Genomic DNA, 25,892 nt, shown 5'->3' on the forward strand with positions numbered 1-25,892 from the left:
GCCTGCCAAGGGCGTTCCGACCATAGTCCAGGCATTTACCTCCCGAGGTATGTATGAGTAGCAGCAATCTCGACCAGCTCACCGATTGGCTGAAAGAGCACAAGATCACCGAAGTCGAATGTCTGATCAGCGACCTGACCGGCATCACCCGCGGCAAGATCTCGCCGACCAACAAGTTCATCGCGGAAAAGGGCATGCGCCTGCCCGAGAGCGTTTTGCTGCAGACCGTGACCGGTGACTACGTCGACGACGATATCTATTACCAGTTGCTCGACCCGGCCGATATCGACATGGTCTGCCGCCCCGACGAGAACGCGGTATTCCTCGTGCCGTGGGCCATCGAGCCGACCGCCCAGGTCATCCACGACACCTACGACAAGAAGGGCAATCCGGTCGAGCTGTCGCCGCGCAACGTGCTGAAGAAGGTGCTGAAACTCTACGCCGACAAGGGCTGGCAGCCGATCGTGGCGCCGGAGATGGAGTTCTACCTGACCAAGCGCTGCGAAGACCCGGATTTCCCGCTGCAGCCGCCGATCGGTCGTTCCGGCCGCCCGGAAACCGGTCGCCAGTCCTTCTCCATCGAAGCCGCCAACGAATTCGACCCGCTGTTCGAAGACGTCTACGACTGGTGCGAGCTGCAAAACCTCGACCTCGACACCCTGATCCACGAGGACGGCACCGCCCAGATGGAGATCAACTTCCGTCACGGCAACGCCCTGTCCCTGGCCGACCAGATCCTGGTGTTCAAGCGCACCATGCGCGAGGCCGCGCTCAAGCACAACGTCGCCGCCACCTTCATGGCCAAGCCCATGACCGGCGAGCCGGGCAGCGCCATGCACCTGCACCAGAGCATCATCGACGTGAACACCGGGAAGAACATCTTCTCCAACGAAGACGGCAGCATGAGCGAGCTGTTCCTTTATCACATCGGTGGCCTGCAGAAGTTCATCCCCGAAGTGCTGCCGCTGTTCGCGCCCAACGTCAACTCGTTCCGCCGTTTCCTGCCCGACACCTCGGCGCCGGTCAACGTCGAATGGGGCGAGGAAAACCGTACCGTCGGCCTGCGCGTACCGGACGCCGGCCCGCAGAACCGCCGCGTGGAAAACCGTCTGCCGGGCGCCGACGCCAACCCGTACCTGGCCATCGCGGCCAGCCTGCTGTGTGGCTATATCGGCATGGTCGAAGGCGTCAACGCCAGCGCGCCGGTCCAGGGACGTGGCTACGAGCGGCGCAACCTGCGTTTGCCGCTGACCATCGAGGACGCCCTGGAACGCATGGAAAACTGCCGGGCGCTGGAAGCCTACCTGGGCAAGAAATTCATCGCCGGCTACGTCGCGACCAAACGCGCCGAGCATGAAAACTACAAGCGCGTGATCAGCTCCTGGGAACGCGAGTTCCTGCTGTTCGCGGTCTGATAAACCCCGGGGCCGCAGGAGCGCGGCCGCCAGAAATCGGAGAAGCACATGAGCGTCAAGAACCCGCAAACCCGCGAGTGGCAGGACCTGAGCCGTGATCATCACCTGGCACCCTTCAGTGACTATAAACAGTTGCAGGAAAAGGGCCCGCGGATCATCACCAAGGCCCAGGGCGTGCACCTGTGGGACAGCGAGGGCCACAAGATCCTCGATGGCATGGCCGGATTGTGGTGCGTGGCGGTCGGCTATGGACGCGAGGAACTGGCCGAAGCGGCCAGCAAGCAGATGCGCGAGCTGCCGTACTACAACCTGTTCTTCCAGACCGCTCACCCGCCGGCCCTGGAACTGGCCAAGGCCATTTCCGAAGTGGCCCCGGCCGGCATGAGCCATGTGTTCTTCACCGGTTCCGGCTCCGAAGGCAACGACACCGTACTGCGCATGGTCCGCCACTATTGGGCGCTCAAGGGCAAGCCGCAGAAGAAGGTGATCATCGGCCGTATCAATGGCTACCACGGCTCTACCGTGGCCGGTGCCAGCCTTGGTGGCATGTCCGGCATGCACGAGCAGGGCGACCTGCCGATCCCGGGCATCGTGCATATCCCGCAGCCGTACTGGTTCGGCGAGGGCGGTGACAAGTCGCCGGAAGAATTCGGTATCTGGGCTGCCGAGCAACTGGAGCAGAAGATTCTCGAACTGGGGGTCGACAATGTCGCGGCCTTCATCGCCGAGCCGATCCAGGGCGCTGGCGGCGTGATCATTCCGCCGGACAGCTACTGGCCGAAGATCAAGGAAATCCTCGCCCGCTACGACATCCTGTTCGTCGCCGACGAAGTGATCTGCGGCTTCGGTCGTACCGGCGAGTGGTTCGGCTCCGACTACTACGGCCTCAAGCCCGACCTGATGACTATCGCCAAGGGCCTGACCTCCGGCTACATCCCCATGGGCGGCGTGATCGTCCGTGACGAAGTGGCGAAGGTGGTCAGCCAGGGCGGCGATTTCAACCACGGCTTCACGTATTCCGGCCACCCGGTAGCGGCGGCGGTGGGCCTGGAAAACCTGCGGATCCTGCGCGAAGAGAAGATCGTAGAGCGGGTTCGCGAGGAAACGGCACCCTATTTGCAGAAGCGTCTGCGCGAGCTGAACGACCACCCGCTGGTGGGCGAAGTGCGCGGCCTGGGCATGCTCGGTGCGATCGAGCTGGTCAAGGACAAGGCAACCCGCAGCCGCTACGAAGGCAAGGCCGTCGGCATGATCTGCCGGCAGTTCTGCTTCGACAACGGCCTGATCATGCGCGCCGTGGGCGACACCATGATCATCGCGCCGCCGCTGGTGATCAGCCGTGACGAGATCGATGAACTGATTGAAAAAGCTCGTAAATGCCTGGACCTGACCCTGGAAGCACTGATCTAACGAGGTGCTAGGCTGGCATGGTGGCTTTGCGGCATGCCAAGGCGTTGTAAGGACGCCTTGGATCTTGCCAGACTAGCGCCTGTTTCCAGTCGCTCCCCTGGCGCCGACAGGGCAGGCCGCGGAACAGATGGCTTTATAAAAATTCTGGAGCATTAACGCATGAAGAAAATGGGCAAGACGCTGTTGGCCGTATCCCTCGGGATGCTGGTCGGTACCGCTCACGCGGATGACAAGGTCCTCCACGTCTACAACTGGTCCGACTACATCGCCCCGGATACCGTGGCCAAGTTCGAACAGCAGACTGGCATCAAGGTCGTCTACGACGTCTTCGACAGCAACGAAACCCTCGAAGCCAAGCTGCTGGCCGGCAAATCCGGCTACGACATCGTGGTCCCGTCGAACAATTTCCTGGCCAAGCAGATCAAGGCCGGCGTCTACCAGGAGCTGGACAAGTCCAAGCTGCCCAACTGGAAGAACCTCGACGAAGACCTGCTCAAGGCCGTCGGCGACGCCAGCGACCCGGGCAACAAATACGCCTTCCCGTACATGTGGGGCAGCATCGGCATCGGCTACAACCCGGAGAAGGTCAAGGCCGCGCTGGGCATCGACAAGATCGATTCGTGGGACGTGGTGTTCAAGCCCGAGAATATCGCCAAGCTCAAGAGCTGCGGCGTGAGCTTCCTCGATGCCCCGACCGAGATGATCCCGGCCGCGCTGCACTACCTGGGCAAGCCGACCGCAAGCAAGGACAAGGCTGATCTGCAGGCCGCCGAGAAGCTGTTCCTGAGCATTCGTCCTTCGGTCACCTACTTCCACTCCTCCAAGTACATCTCGGACCTGGCCAATGGCAACATCTGCGTGGCCGTGGGCTACTCGGGTGACCTGGAGCAGTCCAAGGCCCGCGCCCACGAGGCCGGCGACAAGGTCAAGCTGGACTACGTGATTCCGAAGGAAGGCGCCGGTACCTTCTATGACATGGTCGCCATTCCGAAGGATGCCGAGAACGTCGAAGCCGCCTACAAGTGGATGAATTTCCTGCAACAGCCGGAAATCATGGCCGAGATCACCAACGCCGTGCGTTTCCCGAACGGCAACAAGGCGGCGACCCCGCTGGTGGACAAGGAGATCACCAGCGATCCGAGCATCTACCCGTCGGATGAGGTGAAGAAGCAGCTGTACGCCATCAGCGACCAGGATCCGGCGACCCTGCGCCTGATCACCCGCAGCTGGACCAAGATCAAGTCGGGCAAGTAAGCCGACCTGAGCCAGGGACGCGGTGCAAGCCGCGTCCTTGAGCGGGTAACACAATTTTTTTTTGCTGGATGGGTGTATCGCAGGTAAGTTGCGCGCCGGTTCGGTGATCCGGCAGTCAGGACTGCCGTTCGCCACACGGGCACTAAATGTAGAGGACCTCCCACTTGTCTATTTCCATGTTTCGCAAGGCCTTCATGGCTGGAGCGGGTCTGACGCTGGCTTGCAGCGTCCAAGCGGCGCCCACGGTGCATATCTACAACTGGTCGGACTACATCGGCCAGACCACCCTCGCGGACTTCGAAGCGAAAACCGGCATTAAGCCGAAGTACGACGTTTTCGATTCCAACGAAACCCTGGAAGGCAAGCTGCTAGCCGGTCGCACCGGCTATGACGTGGTGGTGCCGTCCAACCATTTCCTCGGCAAGCAGATCAAGGCGGGCGCATTCCAGAAGCTCGACCGTGCCCAGCTGCCGAACTGGAACAACCTCGACCCGGCCCTGCTCAAGCGCCTCGAGCGTAACGACCCGGGCAACCAGTATGCGGTGCCGTACCTTTGGGGTACCAATGGCATCGGTTACAACGTCGAGAAGGTCAAGGCAGTGCTCGGCACCGACAAGATCGATTCCTGGGCCACGCTGTTCGAGCCCGAGAACATCAAGAAGCTCTCCGCCTGCGGCGTCGCCTTCCTCGACTCGGCGGACGAAATGCTCCCGGCGATGCTCAACTACCTGGGTCTCGACCCCAACAGCCAGGACCCCAAGGACTACAAGAAGGCCGAGGACAAGCTCCTCGCCATTCGCCCCTACGTGACCTACTTCCATTCCTCCAAGTACATCTCCGACCTGGCCAATGGCGATATCTGCGTCGCCGCCGGCTTCTCCGGCGATGTCTTCCAGGCCAAGGCCCGCGCCGAAGAGGCCGGCAAGGGCGTGGACGTGGCTTATGTGATTCCCAAGGAAGGCGGCAACCTCTGGTTCGACATGCTGGCCATCCCCAAGGATGCCGGCAACGTCAAGGAGGCCCATGCCTTCATCAACTATCTGCTTGAACCCGGGGTTATCGCCCAGGTCAGCGATTACGTTGGTTACGCCAACCCGAACCCCAGGGCTGGCGAGCTGATGGACCAGGATGTCCGCAAGGATCCGGCGGTTTACCCACCGCAGGAAGTGATCGACAAGCTGTACGTCAATTCCGAATTGCCGCCCAAAGTGCAGCGTTTGATGACCCGCATCTGGACCAAGGTCAAGTCGGGCAAATAATAAATCCGGACCCGCCACGGCAGGGGCGGGTGCAGAACATTCTGTTGGGAGTTTCACACATGGCAGTTGCCTCCGGCGCCTACAAGAAAGCCCTCGAAGGCGACCAGCAACCCAAGCAGGTGCTGGTCAAGATCGATCGGGTCACGAAGAAGTTCGACGAAACCGTCGCGGTGGACGATGTCTCCCTCGAAATCAGGAAAGGCGAGATCTTCGCCCTGCTCGGCGGCTCCGGCTCGGGTAAATCGACCCTGCTGCGCATGCTGGCCGGTTTCGAGCGTCCGACCGAAGGGCGGATTTTCCTCGATGGCGTCGATATCACCGACATGCCGCCCTACGAGCGGCCGATCAACATGATGTTCCAGTCCTACGCGCTGTTCCCGCACATGACCGTGGCGCAGAACATCGCCTTCGGCCTGCAGCAGGACAAGATGCCCAAGGCCGAGATCGAGGCCCGGGTGGCCGAGATGCTCAAGCTGGTGCACATGACCCAGTACGCCAAGCGCAAGCCGCACCAGCTTTCTGGCGGCCAGCGCCAGCGCGTGGCCCTGGCTCGCTCCCTGGCCAAGCGGCCGAAGCTGCTGCTGCTCGACGAGCCCATGGGCGCACTGGACAAGAAACTGCGCTCGCAGATGCAGCTTGAGCTGGTCGAGATCATCGAGCGGGTCGGCGTGACCTGCGTAATGGTGACCCACGACCAGGAAGAGGCCATGACCATGGCCCAGCGCATCGCCATCATGCACCTGGGCTGGATCGCCCAGATCGGCAGCCCGATCGACGTCTATGAGACCCCGACCAGCCGCCTGGTCTGCGAATTCATCGGCAACGTCAACCTGTTCGAGGGTGAAGTGGTCGACGACGCCGAAGGCCACGCGCTGATCGCCAGCCCCGAGCTGGAGCGTCCGATCTACGTCGGCCACGGCATCACCACCTCGGTGGAAGACAAGCACATCACCTACGCGCTGCGTCCGGAGAAACTGCTGGTCACCGCGCAGCAGCCGACCTGCGAATACAACTGGTCGCGGGGCAAGGTCCACGACATCGCCTACCTGGGCGGCCACTCGGTGTTCTACGTCGAACTGCCGAGCGGCAAGATCGTCCAGTCGTTCGTCGCCAACGCCGAACGCCAGGGCTCGCGTCCGACCTGGGGCGACGAAGTCTACGTCTGGTGGGAAGACGACAGCGGCGTGGTACTGCGTTCATGAACATGCGCAAGCTCAAGCGAGCACTCAACCGCGTAACGCCCGAGGGACGCCACGTCGTCATCGGGATCCCGTTCCTCTGGCTGTTCCTGTTCTTCATGCTGCCGTTCTTCATCGTCCTGAAGATCAGCTTCGCCGAGGCGGACGTAGCGATCCCGCCGTACACGGAGATCTACAGCTACGTCGAGGACAAGATCCAGGTGGTGCTCAACCTGGCCAACTATGGCCTGTTGACCCAGGACGAGCTGTATATCTCGGCCTACCTGGGCTCGTTGAAGATGGCCTTCTTCAGCACCATCCTCTGCCTGTTGATCGGCTACCCGATGGCCTACGCCATCGCAAACGCGCGCAAGGACATCCAGACCGTCCTGCTGCTGTTGATCATGATGCCGACCTGGACCGCGATCCTGATCCGCGTCTATGCCTGGATGGGCATCCTCAGCAACAACGGCCTGCTCAATGCCTTCCTGATGTGGCTGGGGCTGATCGACCAGCCGCTGCAGATCCTCAACACCAACCTGGCGGTGTATATCGGCGTGGTCTATTCGTACCTGCCGTTCATGATCCTGCCGCTGTTCGCCAACCTGGTGAAACACGACCAGAGCCTGCTGGAAGCCGCATCCGACCTGGGTTCGAGCCGTTTCAACAGCTTCTGGAAGATCACCGTGCCGCTGTCGAAGAACGGCATCATCGCCGGCTGCATGCTGGTGTTCATCCCGGTGGTGGGCGAGTTCGTCATTCCTGAGCTGCTGGGCGGCCCGGAAACCCTGATGATCGGCAAGGTGCTGTGGCAGGAATTCTTCAACAACCGTGACTGGCCGGTGGCTTCGGCCCTGGCGGTAGTGATGCTGGCGATCCTGATCGTGCCGATCCTGCTGTTCAACCGCAGCCAGGCGAAAGAGATGGAGGGCCGGGCATGAAGCGCGTCGGATTTTCCAATGTAATGCTGGTCCTCGGCCTGCTGTTCATCTACCTGCCGATGCTGATCCTGGTGATCTACTCGTTCAACGCCTCCAAGCTGGTGACGGTTTGGGGCGGCTGGTCGGTGAAGTGGTATGTCGGCCTGCTCGACAACACCCAACTGATGGGTTCGGTGATGCGCTCGCTGGAAATCGCCTGCTACACGGCGGTCGCCGCAGTGGCGCTGGGTACCCTGGCCGCGTTCGTGCTGACCCGGGTCACCCGGTTCAAGGGCCGTACCCTGTTCGGCGGCCTGGTCACCGCGCCGCTGGTCATGCCCGAGGTCATTACCGGTCTGTCGCTGTTGCTGCTGTTCGTGGCCATGGCACAGATGATCGGCTGGCCGCAGGAGCGGGGCATCGTCACCATCTGGATCGCCCACACGACGTTCTGCGCAGCGTACGTAGCCGTGGTGGTGTCGGCTCGCCTGCGCGAGCTGGACCTGTCCATCGAAGAAGCGGCCATGGACCTCGGTGCACGGCCATGGAAGGTGTTCTTCCTGATCACCATCCCGATGATCGCGCCGTCGCTGGCGGCGGGCGGCATGATGTCCTTCGCCCTGTCGCTGGATGACCTGGTACTGGCCAGCTTCGTATCCGGCCCGGGCTCCACCACCCTGCCGATGGAAGTGTTCTCGGCCGTGCGCCTGGGCGTGAAGCCGGAAATCAACGCTGTGGCCAGCCTGATCCTGCTGGCGGTATCGCTGGCGACCTTCCTGGTCTGGTACTTCAGCCGCCGTGCCGAAGAGCGCCGCAAACGCGCGATCCAGCAGGCCATCGAGGAAGCCGCGGCGGATGGCTGGAAGCAGCCTGAAGTACGGCGTCCGGCTCAGGCCTGATCTGAGGCCCCATCGCCGGCAACGCCGGCTCCCACAGGGATTGCGTGCACCGCGGACCTTGTGGGAGCCGGCGTTGCCGGCGATTGGCCCTCAAAAACCTCCGCAAGACTACTTGCCTGGCACCAACCTCAACGTCCCCTCGGTCTCCCCGGCCAACCCCAGCCAGGCCCTCTGGTACCGCCCTTCGATATAGGGCCTGGCCTGATCCCCATAATGCCGATCGAACAACACCCCGCTTTGCCCGACCGGGTTGATGCTCAGCGCTGTCCCGGCATCGGCGAAGTCGATCAGGCGCCGCGTGGACGGTCCATAGTTCACCGGCCATGGCGCCGGGCCAATCTTCGCCGACAGGTTGTTCGGCACCTCGTGAGTCCCCGGCGCCGCGAATGGCCCGACATTGAACAGCCTGTCCAAGGGTTTCTGCATGCCCAGCGGATGCCCGTGGGTCAGGGTATGCGCCTTGCCCCACTGCCAGCCCGCCGGATCCTTGCCAAGGGTTTCGCCCAGATGCGCCACGGTCCTGTCCCAGGCGTGCTTGACCACCGCCGTGCGGCTGCCGCGTTCGCTGCTGCCCTGGGTGTCCCACCAAGGGGAATCGACATCCGATGCCAGGCGCGGCAGGGCATCGTCGATCACCCGGGTCGAGATCAGCGCCTGGAACCAGGCATCGCCCAGTTCATCGTGCATCGCTGCGTAGGCCAGCTCGTAGAGGAACTGGTTGAACAGCGTGGCATTGACCGAATCCAGCGGATAGTCGCCGCGCCAGGCCGCCAGTTGCTCCACCAGCTCGCGGCCCCGGGCGTCCTGCACCACCTGGCGCAGCACCGGCAACAGCGGGCCAAGGGTACGCGGGCCGTAATCGGTGGTGGTGCCCAGTTGCAGTGCCTGGCTGTTCTGCAGGTCCCATTTCACCTGGTCGTTTGCGAGTTGCCGGTCGAGCTCGCGACCGCGGTCCGGCAGGTTGTAATAGCCGGGAATCGGCACGCCGGTGGGCGATAGCGGCTGGAAGTTGGCCGAGACAATATAACCGCTGTCCGGGTTCTCCGACTGTGGGTTGACGCTGAACGGGTAGAAACCGGACTTGTCCGCCTCGCCGCTGCTGCCGTCGAGAATGAAGGCCGGGTTGACCCCGTCCGGCCGGATCGGCAAGGCCGCCGCCGCCCACCAGCCGATATCGCCACGGGCGTTGGCCCAGACGAAGTTCAGCCCCGGTGCCTGGACCTTCTGCACGGCGCTGCGCATGGCCTCCAGGGTGCTGGCGCGGTTGACCTCGTAGAAGCCATCGAGGATCGGATTCTCGCTTTCAAGGAAGGCCCACCACATGGCGACCGGTGTCGGCCCGGCGTCTTCGCCCAGTACCTTGTTGACGATCGGGCCATGGGGCGAGCGCAGCAGGGTGACGGTCTGCGTTGGCTCGCCCTTGACCTTGATCTGCTGCTCGCTGCGGACCAGGTCCTGCCACTGGCCGTGGACCATGACCCGTCCGGGATTGTCCGGGTTGACCTTTTCGGCGATCAGATCGACATCGTCGTTCTGGAACATGGTCAGGCTCCAGCCGAACTCGCGGTTGTGCCCGAGGGAAGCGAAGGGGTTGAGCGCCTGGTGATAGCCGTACAGATGGAGGCCCGGTGCCGACAGCTCGGCCTCGTACCACACCGCAGGGACCGAAAAACGGATATGCGGATCGCCGGCCAGCAACGGTTTGCCACTGCGGGTACGGCTGCCGCTGACGGCCCAGGCATTGCTGCCTTCGAACTGCGGCAGGCCGGCCTCGCTGAAGGCCTGCTGGCTGAGCGTCGCCAGTCGGCCCAGGGTTTTCCAGTCGGCATCGACCAGGGCGGGCGGGTGTTGCAGCATGCCGTCGGGATGCCAATCGAGATCGAAGACCTTCAGGTATTCGCCGCCAAGATGGTCGCGCACGAACGTCAGCAGCGGTTCGGTACGGAACGCGGCGGCAAAGCTGTAGGCCATGAAGCCGGCGATGCTCAGGGTGTCCTGGGCGGTGAAGGGGCGCGGGGTGATGCCCAGCACGTCGAATTCGATCGGCTGCGGATGCGTGTCCTGCCAGGCGTTTACGCCTTCGAGGTAGGCTTGCAGGGCGTTCCAGGCGGGTGACTGCTTGTCCTGCCGATCGACCATCACCTGCGCCTGTTCGCCGATGCGCAGGCTGCGGAACAGGATGTCGGTGGCGACCATCTTCGGCCCCAGCACCTCGGCCAGCTCGCCCTTGGCCAGGCGCCGGGTGATCTCCATCTGGAACAGGCGGTCCTGGGCGTGCACGTAGCCCAGGGCGCGATACAGGTCGCTCTCGTTCTGCGCCTGGATATGCGGCACGCCGCGTTCGTCGTAGCGCACGCTGACCGGCGCCTGGAGCTTCGTCAGGGCGACTTCGCCGTCACGTTGCGGCTGCTTGCCTTGCACATACAGATAACCGGCGCCGGCTGCCGCAACGGCTATGGCAACGGCGAGAAGGGTAAGGCGGCGTTTCATCGAAGCTCCTTGGGGAATCTTTCAGCCAGCGAGTCGGTCATGATCGGACAGAGGATAGACTTTGCCAGCCGAGAGATCAGCCAGGAGTGAGGGCCAATGGACATCAGTGAAAAACACAAGATGCTGACCGGACAGCTGTATCGCGCGACGTGCCCGGAGCTGCAAGCCGAACAGATCGCCAACAAGCACTGGATGCAGCGCTACAACGACTCCGCCGACCTGCTCAACGAGCAGCGGCACGCCATGCTCGTGGAACACTTCGCCAGGGTCGGCCCCGGCGCGGTGATCCGCCCGCCGTTCTACTGCGACTACGGCTACAACATCGAGATCGGCGCCAATGTGTTCATCAACTTCAACTGCGTGATTCTCGACATTTGCAGCGTGAGCATCGGCGACGACTGCCAGATCGGGCCGGCGGTGCAGATCTACGGGGCGGACCACCCGCGCGATCCGGTGGTGCGACGCAGCGGCCTGGAGAGCGGGAAGCCGGTGAAGATCGGCAGGAATGTCTGGATTGGCGGCGGGGCGATCATCCTGCCCGGAGTGACGGTGGGGGATGATGCGATCATCGGTGCAGGCAGCGTGGTAACCCGGGATGTGCCGGCGGGGGCGACGGTGATGGGTAACCCTGCCCGAGCGCAGTAGAAGGGTGGACGCGTACCCTGTGGGAGCTGGCTTGCCAGCGATTGCCATGGTGAATTCACCACCGCTATCGCTGGCAAGCCAGCTCCCACAGGGTCCGTGTTGTTACTCAGTCCACGGGCAGTAGCAGCCCACCGCCATTGTCTGTGTCACTGTTACCGGCCGGCCCTCGGTCAGCGCCTGCAGAATCGGTTCGATAAAGCTGTTGCTGGCATTGCAGGTCGCCCCTTCGCTGTACGGCCCGAAGTAGGCAAGGTTGCCTTCCTTGTCCCAAATCGCCACGGCCGGGCTGGCCGGCAGGTGCTCGGCGCCGGGCAGGCTGGCGATGGGCTTCAGTGCGCCCAGGTTGGCGGGAAGCTGGCCGTGGGTGCCTGGCTTTTGCACTACATGGAAGGCCACGCCCTGCGGGCCGTAGTGTTCGATCAGTTCGCCCAGGTGCTGCTGGTTGCCGACGTTGCATGGGCAGGCCGGGTCCCAGAAGTGCACCAGGCGGATCGGGCCGAGGCCGGCAAGTTCGGGCGGCAGGCGCAACTGGTCGCCGGCGAAGAGCGCGGTCTGGTTGTCGAAGGGGCGCAGGTAGCGGCTCTGGAAGTTGTCATAGGCCAGCCACAGCCCGACAGCGCAAAGGGCGAGGGTGAGGGCGGCGAGCAGTGTTTTCCCCGACATGGGCAATACCGGCAAATAAAAGGGGGCCAGCTTGCCATGCCTCCGCCGACAGATGAATATCGCAGGTCAATCCTTTCAGTACCTTTCCGGAAGCCTTCCATGTCCGCCTTGTTCCAAGCCGATCCCCTGCGTACCAGCCTGCCACCCCTGGCGGTGCGTCAGCCGTTGTCGGTCGAGGGCCAGGCGTACCAGCGTTTCTATGGCCTGGACCGGGTGCCTTGCGCGGCGAGCTGGCTGGGGCGTTTCTCCTGCGCGGGCTTCGAGGTCGTCAGCCAGGTCTGGCTGCCCGCCGAGCCGGTGGCGACGCTGGTGTTGCTGCACGGCTTCTACGATCACATGGGCCTGTACCGCCACGTGATCGACTGGGCGCTGCAACAAGGCTTCGCGGTGATCTCCTGCGATCTGCCCGGGCATGGCCTGTCCAGCGGCGAACGCGCCAGCATCGATGATTTCGCGGTGTACCAGCAGGTTCTGGACGAAGTGTTCCGCCAGGCCGCCGGCCTGCAATTGCCGCAGCCCTGGCACCTTTGCGGGCAGAGCACCGGCGGCGCCATTGCGGTCGATCACCTGCTGCACCGCGGCGAAGGCAGCCCGGTCAGCGGCGAGGTGATCCTGCTGTCGCCGCTGGTGCGACCGCGTGCCTGGGGTTGGTCGAAGCTCAGCTACTTCATGCTCAAACCCTTCGTCAACGGCATCGCCCGGCGTTTCAGCGAGAACAGCAACGACCCGACCTTCCTCCCGTTCCTGCTCGCCGACCCTTTGCAGCCGCGTCGCCTGCCTACTGCCTGGGTGGGTGCATTGGTCCAGTGGATACGGCGGATCGAGACAGCACCCGGCAGCCCGCGCCAGCCGCTGATCGTGCAAGGGGAAGCGGACATGACCGTGGACTGGCGCTACAACCTCGAGGTGCTCAAGGCCAAGTTCGACGCGCCGAAGATATTGCTGCTGCCCGAGGCCCGGCATCACCTGGCCAATGAACTGCCGGACATTCGCCGGCGCTATTTCGCCTTCATCGAACAGCGCCTGGGCTGATCACCTCAGGTCCGAGCTGCTCTGGCCCACGGCGAGGCCGGCGCGGATCGCGGCCAGAGCGGCCTTGTAGTAGGCCTGGCCTTCGGCGGATTCGGCGAAGGTGGCGAACTCCTCCAGCTCGGCATCGGAAAGGTCGCGATAGACGTACAGCAGGGTGTTGTTCAGGTCTTCGCCGATCTGCTGCATCAGGCGTTGGCGCTGGCCGTCCAGCATGCCTTGGGCCTGACCACCGCCGAACAGGCCGGGAATCATCTGGCTGAGGCTGTCGGCGGCGACGCCGGCGATCGCCAGGCTAACCTCGGCGCCGGCTTCCCGGGCGGGCAGGGCCTGGGCCAGGTGGCCGATGATGAGCAGGCGGTTGTCGCTGGCCTGCATCTTCGGCAGGCCCTTGGCGTTCTTCGCCAACTGGTCGCGGCGGGTGGCGAGCAGTTCGGCGGCCACCACCTTGCGCCCCAGTGGCGACTGGAAGAAGGTCAGGGCGGGGGACGGGTCCTTCAGGTTGGCACGCAGTTGGGCTGCGGCGCGGCGATCCACGGCCTTGGCTTCGAAACGCTGGTTGCTGTTGTCCACCAGCGCCTGGAACACCGCGGGCGGCAGGCTTTTCTGGTAGCGCTGCTGGGCGGCGGCGATGGCATCGGAGAAGTGGGCGCGCTGCTCGGGCCAGCCGGCGACCTTGTACAGCTGATCGAGGGAGTCTGCCCTGACAGGCGTGGTGCAGATGATCAACAGCAGAAAAAACAAACGGCGCATTCAGGACTCCTGTCGGCAGGCGGCTATTGTCCGTGGCCTTGCGGGGCTTTGTCGAGACGCCAGTGCGTCGATGCGACCAAGTGGCGCTGTCGGTTTGGCCGCCGGCCCGTTACCATGCGCGCCATGCACATATCCTCCGAACATCCGCAGATTCCCGCTATTGTCGACGACCTCGCCAATCAGGGCTGGTCGCACCAGGCAATCTTCCTGCCCGAGGCGTTGACCCGGGCCCTGGCGGCCGAATGCCGGCAACGTGCCGAACAAGGCGAGCTGGCCCCGGCGGCCGTGGGGCGTGGCCAGGGCCAGGAAGTGCGCGAAGGCATTCGTGGCGACCATATCCTCTGGATCGAACCCGGGCAGTCCGAGGCCTGCGACCGCTACCTGGCGTTGATGGACGGCCTGCGCGAAGCGCTGAATCGCGACTTCTACCTGGGGCTGGAGGATTTCGAATGCCACTTTGCCCGCTACCCGGCAGGCACCTTCTATCGCAAGCACCTCGACCGCTTCCGTGACGATGACCGCCGCACCGTCTCGGCCATCATTTACCTCAACGAGGAATGGGCGGCGCAGGACGGCGGTGAACTGCGCATCTACCTGGCGGATGGCAGCGAGCGGGATATCCCGCCGGTGGGCGGCAGCCTGGTCGTGTTCATGTCCGCCGACCTGCCCCATGAAGTACTGATGGCACATCGCGAGCGTCTTTCGGTCACTGGCTGGTTCCGCCGTCGTGGCAACGATCCCTTCTGATCTGTCGCGGGTGCTGGTGAGCGCCTGCCTGCTGGGCCAGCCGGTGCGCTATGACGGGCGTGCCAGTGGTCATCCCGATCTGTTGCAGACCTGGCAGAAGCAGGGGCGGGTGGTGCCGTTGTGTCCGGAGGTAGCGGGTGGGCTGCCGACGCCTCGGCCGCCGGCGGAAATTCCCGGCGGGCAGGGCGGGGCGGTGCTGGATGGCGAGGTGCAGGTGGTGACGGTGCTCGGGGAGGATGTCAGCGCCGAGTTTCTCGCCGGGGCGCGGATGGCCCTGGAGCTGGTGCGGCGGCACGGGATCCGCGTGGCGGTGTTGAAGTCGGGGAGCCCGTCCTGTGGCAACCGGCTGGTTTATGACGGGACCTTCAGTGGCAACAAGGTTGCCGGTGAGGGGGTTACCAGTGCCTTGCTGCGGCGCGAAGGGGTGCTGGTGTTCAGTGAGCTGGAGCTGGAAGAAGCGGCTCGGGCGCTGGATCCGCTGTGATCTTCAGGGCCTCATCGCTGAATATCTACTGCTTGGGCGGCTCGCTCGCATCCACCCCAAACCACTTCTTCGACAATTCGCTCAGCCGGCCATCGTCCTTGACCCGTTGCAACGCGTTGTCCAGCGCACTCTGGAACGCCGGGTTGCCCTTCTGGAACGGAATCGCCAATTTCAGCACCGGCCCCACCGTCGCGCCCTCGGCCACCGGCAGGTTGCGTTCCTTGATTGCATAGGGAATCAGCAGCCGATCACTGACGGCGCCGTCGATCTGGTCGTCCGCCACTTCCTTGATCGGCTGGATCGCATCCTTGTAACTGCGCAGGTCCACGCCTTCGACGCTCTGTGCCTGGGCGGCGAACGAGCTGCCCTGAACCACCCCGAGGCTGTGGCCCTTGAAGGCTTCGAGGTCATGCAGCGGGCGCTTTTCTTCCTGGCGCACGATCAGTTGGGCGATGGTGTAACTGTAGGGATTGCTGAAATCCAGGCGCTCTTTCAGTTCTGCGGTAGTGGCAATCTGATTAATCGCCACATCGTACTTGCCGCTTTCCACACCTGGCAGAAGTTCGGCCGGGTCCACCACGATGAAGTCGGCATTTACGTCCAGCTCTTTGGCGAGCATCTGCCCCAGTTCCACTTCGAACCCGCTCAGTTGCCCGGCAGTATCACGGAAGTTGAACGGTGGCGTTTTAGCTTCAATGGCGATTCGCAATTCGTTGCGGTCGGCGATTTCGTCGAGAATATCCGCATGTGCCCACGGGCTGAGCAGGCTGGCGGCCAATAGTGCCCCGGTAAAGAAACGCATCTGAGCCCCTTCTTCTCATTGGCAATTAAACACAGGGTTGCCGCGGCTTCTGTCATGGCCCCGGTCAAGAGCCCCTTGTGACCGCGTCCGTCCCCGGATGTTTAACCCTAGTTGAAATATTTCCTTCGGAATCATGCAACTTCATGTTTTCAACGCAAATAAAAAAGGGAGGCCATCAAGGCCTCCCTTTTCAACAGCGCAAGGAACTCAGAACAGAACGCGGGAACGGATGGTGCCCTTGACCTGTTGCAGTTTCTCTTGAGCCAGGTCCGAGTACTCGGCGTCCACGTCGATTACCACGTAACCCACTTTCTCGTTGGTCTGCAGGAACTGACCGGAGATGTTGATGCCGTTCTCGGCGAAGACCTTGTTGATCTCGCTGAGCACGCCCGGGATGTTTTCGTGGATGTGCAGCAGGCGGTGCTTGCCCGGGTGGGCCGGCAGGGCGACTTCCGGGAAGTTGACCGACGACACCGAGGTACCGTTGTCGCTGTACTTGACCAGCTTCTCCGCCACTTCCAGGCCGATGTTGGCCTGGGCTTCGGCGGTGGAGCCGCCGATGTGCGGGGTCAGGATCACGTTGTCCAGGCCGCGCAGCGGGCTTTCGAACTCTTCATCGTTGGAGCGCGGCTCGACCGGGAACACGTCGATGGCGGCGCCGATCAGGTGCTTGTCCTTGATCGCGGCAGCCAGGTGTTCCAGCTGGACCACGGTACCGCGGGCGGCGTTGATCAGGATCGAGCCCTTCTTCATTGCACGGATTTCCTTCTCGCCGATCATCCACTGGGTGGATGGCAGCTCAGGCACGTGCAGCGAGACGATATCGGCCAGGCCCAGCAGTTCGTGCAGGCTGGTGACCTGGGTGGCGTTGCCCAGCGGCAGCTTGGTCAGCGGATCGAAGAAGAACACCTGCATGCCCAGGCTTTCGGCCAGGACCGACAGTTGGGTACCGATCGAGCCGTAGCCGACGATGCCCAGCTTCTTGCCGCGGATCTCGAAGGAGTTGGCCGCGCTCTTGATCCAGCCGCCACGGTGGCAGGACGCATTTTTCTCGGGGATGCCGCGCAGCAGCAGGATGGCCTCGGCCAGCACCAGCTCGGCAACGGAGCGGGTGTTGGAGTACGGCGCGTTGAACACGGCGATGCCGCGCTCGCGGGCTGCGTCCAGGTCGACCTGGTTGGTGCCGATGCAGAAGCAGCCGACGGCAACCAGTTTCTTGGCGCAGTCGAAGATCTCTTCGGTCAGTTGAGTGCGGGAGCGGATACCGATGAAGTGGGCATCGGCGATCTTTTCCTTCAGATCGGCTTCCGGCAGGGAACCGGTGAGGTACTCGATGTTGGTGTACCCGGCGGCCTTGAGGACGTCCACGGCGTTCTGGTGGACCCCTTCGAGAAGAAGGAACTTGATCTTGCTCTTATCGAGAGAAGTCTTGCTCATCTGCGTAAACCTGTGTCCCGGAGAAAAATGGCTGGGAAGTGAAGCTGTCGCAGAATCGGCGGGGAAGCACGATCAGCGGGGGGCGTATGCTAGCATACCGGCGCCGCGCTCAGACCATCCCCGGCACGTGAAGTGTGCTCAGGGTGACCATGAATAGTTCGAGAGTTCCATCATGATCGATCCCGTTCTGCTTGCTGAACTGACGTCCCTTGTCGAGCCCGGCAAGGTCCTGACCGATGCCCCTTCCCTGGAAGCGTATGGCAAGGACTGGACCAAGCACTTCCCGCCCGCGCCATCGGCCATCGTCTTTCCCAAAACCGTCGAGCAGGTACAGGCCATCGTCCTCTGGGCCAACCGGCACAGGATCGCCCTGGTGCCCTCGGGCGGACGCACGGGCCTGTCCGCCGCCGCCGTCGCGGCCAATGGCGAGGTGGTGGTGTCCTTCGACTCTATGAACCGCATCCTCGACTTCAATGCCTTCGACCGCACCGTGGTCTGCCAGCCTGGAGTGGTTACCGCGCAATTGCAGGCCTTCGCCGAGGAACAGGGGCTGTATTACCCGGTGGATTTCGCCTCGTCGGGGTCCAGCCAGATTGGCGGCAACATTGGCACCAATGCCGGCGGAATCAAGGTCATTCGCTACGGCATGACCCGCAACTGGGTTGCCGGGCTCAAGGTGGTCACCGGCAAGGGCGACCTGCTGGAACTGAACAAGGACCTGATCAAGAACGCCACCGGCTACGATCTGCGCCAGTTGTTCATCGGCGCCGAAGGCACCCTGGGCTTCGTGGTCGAAGCGACCATGCGCCTGGATCGCGCGCCGAAGAACCTGACCGCGATGGTCCTCGGCACCCCGGATTTCGACTCGATCATGCCGGTGTTGCACGCCTTTCAGAGCAAGCTGGACCTGACGGCGTTCGAGTTTTTCTCCGACAAGGGCCTGGCCAAGATCCTCGATCGTGGCGATGTACCGGCGCCGTTCGCCACCGAATGTCCTTTCTATGCCTTGCTGGAGTTCGAGGCCACCACCGAGGATGTCGGCAACGACGCCCTGGCGCTGTTCGAACACTGCGTCGAGCAGGGCTGGGTGCTGGACGGGGTGATGAGCCAGAGCGAGCAGCAGTTGCGCAATCTATGGAAGCTGCGCGAATACCTGTCGGAAACCATCTCGCACTGGACCCCGTACAAGAACGATATCTCCGTCACCGTGGCCAAGGTCCCGGCGTTCCTGCGGGATATCGACGTGATCGTCAACGCAAGCTACCCGGATTTCATCGTGGTCTGGTACGGCCACATCGGTGATGGCAACCTGCATTTGAACATCCTCAAGCCCGACGACATGAGCAAGGACGAGTTCTTCGCCAAATGCGCGGTGGTCAACAAGCAGGTGTTCGAAGTCGTCGAGAAGTACAACGGATCGATTTCCGCCGAGCATGGTGTCGGCATGACCAAGCGCGACTACCTCGCCTACAGCCGCTCGGCGGCGGAAATCGACTACATGAAGGCAGTCAAGGCGGTGTTCGATCCCAACGGGATCATGAACCCGGGCAAGATCTTCGCCCCCGAATGACCCACAGGAGCCGGAAATGAGCTATCAGCACCAATATGTAGACGGAACGCGCATCCACTTCCCGCTGGGTAAAGTGGTATGCATCGGGCGCAACTACGCCGAACATGCCAAGGAACTGGACAACCCGATCCCCACCGAGCCGCTGCTGTTCATCAAGCCGGGCAGTTGCGTGGTGCCCCTGGAAGGTGGTTTCGCCATTCCGGTCGAGCGTGGCTCGGTGCATTACGAGGCGGAAATCGCCGTGCTGCTGGGCAAGTCCCTGTCGCCGAAGCCCTCCGAGGAAGAAGTGCTGGACGCGATCTCCGGCTTCGCCCCGGCCCTGGACCTGACCCTGCGTGACCTGCAGTCGCAATTGAAGGACAAGGGCCTGCCCTGGGAACGCGCCAAGTGCTTCGATGGTGCCTGTGTCCTGCCGCCGTTCGTGGTTGGCAGCACCTTCGAAGACCTCGCCGATATCGGTATCCGCCTGACCATCAACGGCGAAGTGCGCCAGGACGGCAACAGTGCGCTGATGCTCAACCCGATCGTGCCGATGATCCAGCACATGGCATCGCAGTTTTCCCTGCAGGCTGGCGATGTGATCCTCACCGGCACCCCGGTAGGCGTCGGCCCGCTGAACCCGGGCGATGAGCTGGTACTGGAGCTGCCAGGCGCCAGCCGTTTCGAAGGCAAGGTGCTCTGACCCAGAATGGGGCAGCCGCAATGGCTGCCCCATTTGTCCATTCATTCGTCGGTTTTCCCGTTTTTTTCACAAATCATCTGGATAATTCCCACCCGGTCTTGCGGCTGCTTGCGTCAGCCGGACACAACAACAGGAATTTCTCCGATGGCCACCCTGACTTCCGGCTCTTCAGGCGACCCCTTGTCGCCCGCGCGCAAGCGCCCCATCGCCCTGCGCTGGTCCACCTGGCTGGTGACGGCCGCCGTGATCGGCTACGGCGTGGCCATTGCGATGCATTGGGACGACCGCGGCATGCTGTGGCTGCAGGAGCGCTTCCAGAACCAGGTTACCCAAAAGGCCAGTGTCTGGTTGCCTGACTACCAGGTGGATATCGATGCCAAGGTGCTGCCAGGCATGGAGGACGATGAGGCCTCCGACCTGTCCTACCATCCCGGGCGCAAGACCCTGTTCGCGGTCATGGGCAAGAACCCCTTCCTGGTCGAGCTCAACCTCGACGGCGACGTACTGCGCAAGATCCCGCTGCATGGCTGGTCCAATCCCGAGGGCGTCGCGGTGCTGGCCGATGGTCGCCTGGCCATTACCGACGAGCGCCAGCACAGCCTGACGCTGGTCAGCCTCGACGACGCCACCAGCGAGCTGAATATCAAGGACTTCCCGCACTACGACCTTGGCCCTTCGGCTAACCAGAACAAGGGTTTCGAGGGTATCGCCTGGGATCCGGCGCAACAGCGGCTGATCCTCGGTGAAGAGCGTCCGCCCAAGCTGTTCAGCTGGCGTACCGATGGTCGTTCGGACCTGGCCGGGACCAAGCAGGAACTGGCCAACGACGACCTGGACCTGCGCAATCTGTCGGGCCTTGGCGTGGACTCGCGTACGGGCCATCTGCTGGTACTGTCGGCAGACTCCAACATGCTGCTCGAACTGGACAAACAGGGCGAGCAGGTCAGCTTCATGACCCTGCTTGGCGGTTTCAATGGCCTGAAGAACCGCATTCCACGGGCCGAAGGCGTGGCCATGGATGAAACGGGCACCCTGTACATGGTCAGTGAGCCGAACCTGTTCTATCGCTTCCACAAGCAATGACGGAAGATTTTTCCGATAGTGGCATTAAGCTTCATTTCAGCTGGCTATGGTGAGATTCAGGCCGTTCCGTTTCCTGCCTGAGTCTTGCCGATGCGCCTGCGTATTCCTCTCCTTGTGTTCCTCGTTGCCTTGTTGGCCGTCCTGGCCTATGCCGGGCAGCACTATCGGCTGTACGAGCGTGGCTGGTTCAACCTGAAGACCTGGATGCAGCCGTCCGGCCAGAGCATCGGCCTCGACCGTTATCGCGTGGTGATCGAGGCCCGTCCCATCGAAGGCCTGTCGGACGATCTGTCGGCCCTGACCTACGACCCCGACCGCAAAAGCCTGTTTACCGTGACCAACACCAACCCCGAACTGATCGAGCTGTCGCTCGAAGGCCGGGTTCTGCGTCGGGTGGCGTTGACTGGGTTTGGTGATCCGGAGGCGGTGGAGTATGTCGGGCGTGACAGCTATGTGATCACCGACGAGCGTCAGCAGCGTCTGATCCGGGTGCGGCTGACGGATGACACGCCGTTCCTCGATGCCAAGGATGCCGAGCAACTGACCCTGGGTATCGGCCTCAACGGCAACAAGGGCTTCGAAGGGCTGGCCTGGGACCAGCAGGGCAAGCGCCTGTTCGTCGCCAAGGAGCGCGACCCGATGCTGATCTATGAGGTGCATGGTTTCCCTCATGGCAACCCGCAACAGCCGTACGCCGTGCATGTGGTGCAGGACCGCAAGCGGGATTCGCGGTTGTTCGTGCGGGATCTGTCGAGCCTGCAGTTCGACGAGCGCAGCGGGCATCTGCTGGCCTTGTCGGATGAGTCCAAGCTGGTGCTGGAACTGGATGTGCAAGGGCGGCCGGTGGGCAGTCTGTCACTGCGCAAGGGGTTCCAGGGCTTGAAGCAGAGCGTGCCGCAGGCGGAGGGGATCGCCATGGATGGGGACGGAACGCTGTACCTGGTGAGTGAGCCGAACCTGTTCTATGTGTTCAGGAAGGCAGATCGGTAGAGCAACACCGAGCCCTGTGGGAGCGGGTTCACCCGCGATTGCGTCGGTGAATCCACTATCGTAATCGCGGGTGAACCCGCTCCCACAGGGGATCGCGTCGCCCCGTCAGGCCTTGAGGGTCTTCACGCCTTCACTGGTGCCCAGCAGCAGCAGGTCTGCCGGACGGGCCGCGAACAGGCCGTTGGTGACCACGCCGACGATCGCATTGATCTGGCTTTCCAGCTCCACCGGATTGGTGATCTGCAGGTTGTGCACGTCGAGGATGATATTGCCGTTGTCGGTCACCACGCCCTCGCGGTACACCGGGTCGCCGCCCAGTTTCACCAGCTGGCGCGCCACATGGCTGCGGGCCATCGGGATGACCTCGACCGGAAGCGGGAAGGCACCCAGCACCGGCACCAGCTTGCTGGCGTCGGCGATGCAGATGAAGGTTTTCGCCACTGCCGCGACGATCTTCTCGCGGGTCAGGGCTGCGCCACCGCCCTTGATCAGGTTGAGGTGCTCGTCGCTCTCGTCGGCCCCGTCGATGTAGAACTCCAGCTCGCTCACGGTGTTCAGCTCGTAGACCGGGATGCCATGGCCCTTCAGGCGTGCGGCAGTGGCCTCGGAGCTGGCCACGGCGCCGTCGAAGGCGGTCTTGTGCCGGGCCAGGGCGTCGATGAAGCAGTTGGCCGTCGAGCCGGTGCCGACACCGATGATGCTTTTGGCATCCAGGTGCGGCAGGATGAAATCGACAGCGGCCTGGGCGACGGCCTGTTTGAGTTGGTCCTGGGTCATGCGGGCTCCGAAGCGGGAGTATCGTGAAGCCGGGCATTATAGCGGCTAAAACCCCGTGTTTGCTGTGGTCGCCCGACAAGGCGCTGCGGTAGACTCCGATCCCCCGTCCAGCCGCCCGTGATGCTTTCCCGATGCTCGAACAGTACGTCAAGAAGATCCTCACCTCGCGCGTCTATGACGTCGCCGTGGAAACCCCTCTGCAGGCTGCCGGCCAGCTCAGCAAGCGCCTGGGCAACCAGATCCTGCTCAAGCGCGAAGACCTGCAGCCGGTGTTTTCCTTCAAGATCCGCGGCGCCTACAACAAGCTGGCGCAGTTGAGCGAGCATGAGCGCGCGCGCGGCGTGGTCACCGCCTCGGCCGGCAATCATGCCCAGGGCCTGGCCCTGGCAGCGCGGGAAATGGGGGTCAAGGCGACCATCGTCATGCCGCGCACCACCCCGGAAATCAAGGTCGAAGGTGTGCGCTCCCGCGGCGGCAAGGTGGTGCTGCATGGCGATTCGTTCCCCGAGGCGCTGGCCTATTCGCTGAAACTGGTCGAGGAAAAGGGCTTCGTCTATGTCCACCCCTACGACGATCCGCACACCATCGCCGGCCAGGGCACCGTGGCCATGGAAATCCTGCGTCAGCACCCGGGCCGCCTGGACGCGATCTTCGTGCCGGTCGGTGGCGGCGGGCTGATCGCCGGCATCGCCGCCTACGTCAAGTACCTGCGCCCCGAGATCAGGATCATCGGCGTCGAACCGGACGACTCCAACTGCCTGCAGGCCGCCATGGCCGCCGGCGAGCGCGTGATCCTGCCGCAGGTCGGGCTGTTCGCCGATGGCGTGGCGGTGGCGCAGATCGGCCAGCACACCTTCGACATCTGCAAGGAACACGTCGATGAAGTGATTACCGTCAATACCGATGAGATCTGCGCAGCCATCAAGGATATCTACGACGATACCCGCTCGATCACCGAGCCGGCCGGCGCCCTGGGCGTTGCCGGGATCAAGAAGTACGTGGAGCAGCACGGCCTGGCCGGCCAGACCCTGGTGGCCATCGACTCCGGCGCCAACGTCAACTTCGACCGCCTGCGCCATGTCGCCGAACGCGCCGAACTGGGCGAGGGCCGCGAGGCGATCATCGCGGTGACCATTCCCGAGCAGCCGGGTAGCTTCAAGGCGTTCTGCGAGGCGATCGGCAAGCGCCAGATCACCGAATTCAACTACCGCTACCACTCCGGCAGCGAAGCGCACATTTTCGTCGGCGTACAGACCCACCCGGACAACGATCCGCGCAGCGCACTGATCCAGCAACTCACGGAGAAGGGCTTCCCGGTCACCGACCTGACCGACAACGAGCTGGCCAAGCTGCATATCCGCCATATGGTCGGCGGTCACGCGGTCGGGGTCAGCGACGAAATGGTCCTGCGCTTCGAGTTCCCCGAGCGTCCGGGCGCGCTGTTCAACTTCCTCAACAAGCTGGGCGGGCGCTGGAATATCTCGATGTTCCACTACCGCAACCATGGCGCGGCGGACGGCCGCGTGGTCGCCGGCCTGCAAGTGCCGGAAGACGAGCGCCACCTGGTGCCGGCGGCGCTGGCGAAGATCGGCTACCCGTACTGGGACGAAACCGACAACCCGGCGTACCGGCTGTTCCTCGGCTAAGCGGCTACGCTTTGAGCAACGCCCCGAGGAAATCGTCCCCATGGAACCGCTGACCGCGCTGAAAACCGCTCATGTGCTGGCTACCGTGCTGCTGCTTGGCAGCGCACTGGGGCTGGCGGTCTGGACCTGGAGAGCCCGGCGTACGGGGGATGCGGCAGTGAGCGGGCGGCTGCTGGCGCGGCCGCAGGGTTTTCTCTGGCTGTCGATGGGCATCGGCCTGGTGAGCCTGCCGTTTACCGGCTGGTGGCTGGTCCACCTGGTGGGCTGGCCGCTGGGGCAGACCTGGGTGCTGGGTTCGAGCCTGCTGTATACCTTCGGCGCGCTGGCCTGGTTCTGGCTGCTGGCCCGGATCAATCACCTGCGTAGCGCACCGGACGCGGGCAAACCCCGGTTCACCCTGGCCCTGGCGTTGTTCAGCGGCATCTGTTTCATCGCCATCGCCGGCTTGATGGGCGCCAAGCCGGTCTGACGTCCTGGCTTAATCGCGCAGGCTGATCACCGGCCAGCCGCGTTTTTCGGCCTCGGCCCGCAGGTTCGGGTCGGGATCGACCGCCACCGGATTGTCCACCTGTTCCAGCAGCGGCAAGTCGTTCATCGAGTCGCTATAGAAGTAGCTGCCTTCGAGTGTCAGCCCGTTCTCTTCCAGCCAGCGCTTCAGGCGGGTCACCTTGCCTTCGCGGAAGCACGGCACGTCGATGCTGCGTCCGGTGTAGCGGCCGTCGACCAGCTCGCATTCGGTGGCGAGCAGGGTTTCCACCTCCAGGCGCTTGGCGATCGGCCCGGTGATGAAGCGGTTGGTGGCGGTGATGATGACCAGCTTGTCGCCAGCGTCGCGGTGTTTCTTCAGCAGGGCCAGGGCCTTGGGCAGGATGATCGGTTCGACGCAGTCGCGCATGAAGTCGCCATGCCATTCGTCGAGCTGGGCCATCTCGGTGGTGGCCAGGATCTCCAGGCTGAAGTTCAGGTAGGCCTGCAGGTCCAGCTTGCCGGCCAGGTAATCCTGGTAGAAGGCGTCGTTGCGGTTCTGGTACTCGACCGGATCGAGAATGCCGCGGGCGCACAGGTAGTCGCCCCAGGCGTGGTCGCTGTCGCCGCCGAGAAGGGTATTGTCCAGATCGAATAAAGCCAGGCGCATCGAAGAGTCACTCGCATAACATCTGAAAAGTCCCACAGAATACGGACTTTTCACAACGCTGCACATAAGGTATGGCGGGCGCGTTGCTGGGCTTGCTGGCTTTGTGGAACAATGCGGCGACATGCGTTTGCGAGGTTGCTGCCGTGATCGACCCCGATGGTTTTCGCCCCAATGTCGGGATCATTCTCACGAATGATCTTGGACAGGTGCTATGGGCCCGGCGAATCAACCAGGATGCCTGGCAGTTTCCACAAGGGGGAATCAACCCCGATGAAACACCGGAAGATGCTCTGTACCGCGAGTTGAATGAAGAAGTAGGTCTCGAGCGTCAGGACGTGGAAATACTTGCCTGCACCCGTGGCTGGTTGCGTTATCGTTTACCCCAACGTCTGGTCCGCACCCACAGCCAACCGCTGTGCATCGGCCAGAAACAGAAGTGGTTCCTGCTGCGGCTGGTTTCCAACGAGCAGCGGGTGCGGATGGATCTCACCGGCAAACCGGAGTTCGATGGCTGGCGCTGGGTCAGCTATTGGTATCCGCTGGGCCAGGTAGTGACATTCAAGCGCGAAGTGTACCGCCGCGCGCTCAAAGAGCTTGCCCCGCGCCTTCTGGCGCGCGACTGAC

General features: G+C 63.1%; 25 protein-coding genes. 18 read left to right on the forward strand and 7 right to left on the reverse strand.

Annotation, left to right across the window (positions count from 1 at the left end):
* Window positions 1-53: 53 nt before the first annotated feature.
* The 7 genes from ACKLLE_RS09785 (at window position 54) to ACKLLE_RS09815 (ending at window position 8,335) form a co-directional block, all read left to right on the forward strand.
* Entirely contained in the window at window positions 54-1,415 is a 1,362-nt protein-coding gene (locus ACKLLE_RS09785; RefSeq protein ID WP_009395601.1) for a glutamine synthetase family protein, read from the forward strand.
* A 48-nt stretch (window positions 1,416-1,463) separates the two neighbouring features.
* The gene (locus tag ACKLLE_RS09790; protein WP_009395600.1) at window positions 1,464-2,825 is read left to right on the forward strand and encodes an aspartate aminotransferase family protein; all 1,362 of its coding nucleotides are present in this window, start codon (window positions 1,464-1,466) and stop codon (window positions 2,823-2,825) included.
* Between the two features lie 159 nt (window positions 2,826-2,984).
* Window positions 2,985-4,079, forward strand: coding sequence for a polyamine ABC transporter substrate-binding protein (locus ACKLLE_RS09795; protein ID WP_064301125.1), 1,095 nt, complete (start codon window positions 2,985-2,987; stop codon window positions 4,077-4,079).
* A gap of 164 nt (window positions 4,080-4,243) precedes the next feature.
* Window positions 4,244-5,338, forward strand: a complete 1,095-nt coding sequence (locus tag ACKLLE_RS09800) for a polyamine ABC transporter substrate-binding protein (protein ID WP_420057783.1) — start codon at window positions 4,244-4,246, stop codon at window positions 5,336-5,338.
* A 59-nt stretch (window positions 5,339-5,397) separates the two neighbouring features.
* Entirely contained in the window at window positions 5,398-6,540 is a 1,143-nt protein-coding gene (gene potA / locus ACKLLE_RS09805) for a polyamine ABC transporter ATP-binding protein (RefSeq protein WP_009395595.1), read from the forward strand.
* A complete protein-coding gene (locus ACKLLE_RS09810) occupies window positions 6,537-7,457 on the forward strand; it encodes an ABC transporter permease subunit (protein ID WP_009395593.1) in 921 nt (306 codons plus the stop codon). Before potA ends, ACKLLE_RS09810 begins: the two co-directional genes overlap by 4 nt.
* Complete coding sequence (locus ACKLLE_RS09815) at window positions 7,454-8,335, forward strand: ABC transporter permease subunit (RefSeq protein WP_009395591.1); 882 nt, start codon at window positions 7,454-7,456, stop codon at window positions 8,333-8,335. Before ACKLLE_RS09810 ends, ACKLLE_RS09815 begins: the two co-directional genes overlap by 4 nt.
* Before the next feature lie 108 nt (window positions 8,336-8,443).
* Here ACKLLE_RS09815 and ACKLLE_RS09820 read toward each other — a convergent pair whose 3' ends face one another.
* A complete protein-coding gene (locus ACKLLE_RS09820; RefSeq protein WP_420057785.1) occupies window positions 8,444-10,825 on the reverse strand; it encodes a penicillin acylase family protein in 2,382 nt (793 codons plus the stop codon).
* Between the two features lie 96 nt (window positions 10,826-10,921).
* On the opposite strand from ACKLLE_RS09820, the gene ACKLLE_RS09825 reads away from it, so the two are divergent.
* Window positions 10,922-11,470 carry a sugar O-acetyltransferase gene (locus ACKLLE_RS09825; RefSeq protein WP_009395587.1) on the forward strand — a complete coding sequence of 183 codons (549 nt, stop codon included), beginning with the start codon at window positions 10,922-10,924 and terminating at the stop codon, window positions 11,468-11,470.
* 102 nt (window positions 11,471-11,572) lie between these two features.
* On the opposite strand, the gene ACKLLE_RS09830 is transcribed toward ACKLLE_RS09825, so the two are convergent.
* The gene (locus tag ACKLLE_RS09830; RefSeq protein ID WP_420057786.1) at window positions 11,573-12,133 is read right to left on the reverse strand and encodes a DUF6436 domain-containing protein; all 561 of its coding nucleotides are present in this window, start codon (window positions 12,131-12,133) and stop codon (window positions 11,573-11,575) included.
* Between the two features lie 99 nt (window positions 12,134-12,232).
* Between ACKLLE_RS09830 and bipL the strand changes: the two genes are divergently transcribed.
* Window positions 12,233-13,165, forward strand: a complete 933-nt coding sequence (gene bipL, locus ACKLLE_RS09835) for a phospholipase BipL (RefSeq protein WP_064301129.1) — start codon at window positions 12,233-12,235, stop codon at window positions 13,163-13,165.
* On the opposite strand, the gene ACKLLE_RS09840 is transcribed toward bipL, so the two are convergent.
* The gene (locus ACKLLE_RS09840; protein WP_064301130.1) at window positions 13,166-13,915 is read right to left on the reverse strand and encodes a DUF2059 domain-containing protein; all 750 of its coding nucleotides are present in this window, start codon (window positions 13,913-13,915) and stop codon (window positions 13,166-13,168) included.
* Between the two features lie 114 nt (window positions 13,916-14,029).
* Here ACKLLE_RS09840 and ACKLLE_RS09845 point away from each other — a divergent pair, with 114 nt between their 5' ends.
* Entirely contained in the window at window positions 14,030-14,662 is a 633-nt protein-coding gene (locus tag ACKLLE_RS09845; RefSeq protein ID WP_420057788.1) for a 2OG-Fe(II) oxygenase, read from the forward strand.
* Entirely contained in the window at window positions 14,652-15,146 is a 495-nt protein-coding gene (locus tag ACKLLE_RS09850; protein WP_420057870.1) for a 2-thiouracil desulfurase family protein, read from the forward strand. Before ACKLLE_RS09845 ends, ACKLLE_RS09850 begins: the two co-directional genes overlap by 11 nt.
* Before the next feature lie 25 nt (window positions 15,147-15,171).
* On the opposite strand, the gene ACKLLE_RS09855 is transcribed toward ACKLLE_RS09850, so the two are convergent.
* Both ACKLLE_RS09855 and serA read right to left on the reverse strand, forming a co-directional pair.
* Complete coding sequence (locus ACKLLE_RS09855) at window positions 15,172-15,948, reverse strand: transporter substrate-binding domain-containing protein (protein WP_420057789.1); 777 nt, start codon at window positions 15,946-15,948, stop codon at window positions 15,172-15,174.
* A gap of 207 nt (window positions 15,949-16,155) precedes the next feature.
* On the reverse strand, window positions 16,156-17,385 hold the full coding sequence (serA, locus tag ACKLLE_RS09860; protein ID WP_009396704.1) for a phosphoglycerate dehydrogenase: 1,230 nt from the start codon (window positions 17,383-17,385) through the stop codon (window positions 16,156-16,158).
* Between the two features lie 172 nt (window positions 17,386-17,557).
* Here serA and ACKLLE_RS09865 point away from each other — a divergent pair, with 172 nt between their 5' ends.
* The 4 genes from ACKLLE_RS09865 to ACKLLE_RS09880 all read left to right on the forward strand — a co-directional run bounded on the left by ACKLLE_RS09865 (window position 17,558) and on the right by ACKLLE_RS09880 (window position 21,710).
* Window positions 17,558-18,955: an FAD-binding oxidoreductase gene (locus ACKLLE_RS09865; RefSeq protein WP_064301134.1), complete on the forward strand. Its 1,398-nt coding sequence runs from the start codon at window positions 17,558-17,560 to the stop codon at window positions 18,953-18,955.
* 16 nt (window positions 18,956-18,971) lie between these two features.
* Entirely contained in the window at window positions 18,972-19,637 is a 666-nt protein-coding gene (locus ACKLLE_RS09870; protein ID WP_009396708.1) for a fumarylacetoacetate hydrolase family protein, read from the forward strand.
* A 144-nt stretch (window positions 19,638-19,781) separates the two neighbouring features.
* Window positions 19,782-20,720 (forward strand): SdiA-regulated domain-containing protein, encoded by a 939-nt coding sequence (locus ACKLLE_RS09875; RefSeq protein ID WP_420057791.1) that lies wholly within the window; start codon window positions 19,782-19,784, stop codon window positions 20,718-20,720.
* A gap of 90 nt (window positions 20,721-20,810) precedes the next feature.
* Window positions 20,811-21,710, forward strand: a complete 900-nt coding sequence (locus tag ACKLLE_RS09880) for an SdiA-regulated domain-containing protein (protein ID WP_009396712.1) — start codon at window positions 20,811-20,813, stop codon at window positions 21,708-21,710.
* Window positions 21,711-21,815: 105 nt separating this feature from the next.
* On the opposite strand, the gene rpiA is transcribed toward ACKLLE_RS09880, so the two are convergent.
* Window positions 21,816-22,487: a ribose-5-phosphate isomerase RpiA gene (rpiA, locus tag ACKLLE_RS09885; RefSeq protein WP_279900800.1), complete on the reverse strand. Its 672-nt coding sequence runs from the start codon at window positions 22,485-22,487 to the stop codon at window positions 21,816-21,818.
* Window positions 22,488-22,618: 131 nt separating this feature from the next.
* On the opposite strand from rpiA, the gene ilvA reads away from it, so the two are divergent.
* Window positions 22,619-24,133: a threonine ammonia-lyase, biosynthetic gene (gene ilvA, locus ACKLLE_RS09890; protein ID WP_420057793.1), complete on the forward strand. Its 1,515-nt coding sequence runs from the start codon at window positions 22,619-22,621 to the stop codon at window positions 24,131-24,133.
* 40 nt (window positions 24,134-24,173) lie between these two features.
* Entirely contained in the window at window positions 24,174-24,602 is a 429-nt protein-coding gene (locus tag ACKLLE_RS09895) for a DUF2269 family protein (protein ID WP_420057795.1), read from the forward strand.
* A gap of 9 nt (window positions 24,603-24,611) precedes the next feature.
* Here the strand turns inward: ACKLLE_RS09895 and ACKLLE_RS09900 are convergent, their stop codons facing one another.
* Window positions 24,612-25,268: a histidinol-phosphatase gene (locus ACKLLE_RS09900; RefSeq protein WP_279900802.1), complete on the reverse strand. Its 657-nt coding sequence runs from the start codon at window positions 25,266-25,268 to the stop codon at window positions 24,612-24,614.
* A gap of 143 nt (window positions 25,269-25,411) precedes the next feature.
* Here ACKLLE_RS09900 and ACKLLE_RS09905 point away from each other — a divergent pair, with 143 nt between their 5' ends.
* Entirely contained in the window at window positions 25,412-25,891 is a 480-nt protein-coding gene (locus ACKLLE_RS09905) for an RNA pyrophosphohydrolase (RefSeq protein ID WP_009396722.1), read from the forward strand.
* Window position 25,892 lies beyond the last annotated feature (1 nt).

Source organism: Pseudomonas bharatica, assembly GCF_048586865.1.
GTDB classification, from domain to species: domain Bacteria; phylum Pseudomonadota; class Gammaproteobacteria; order Pseudomonadales; family Pseudomonadaceae; genus Aquipseudomonas; species Aquipseudomonas bharatica.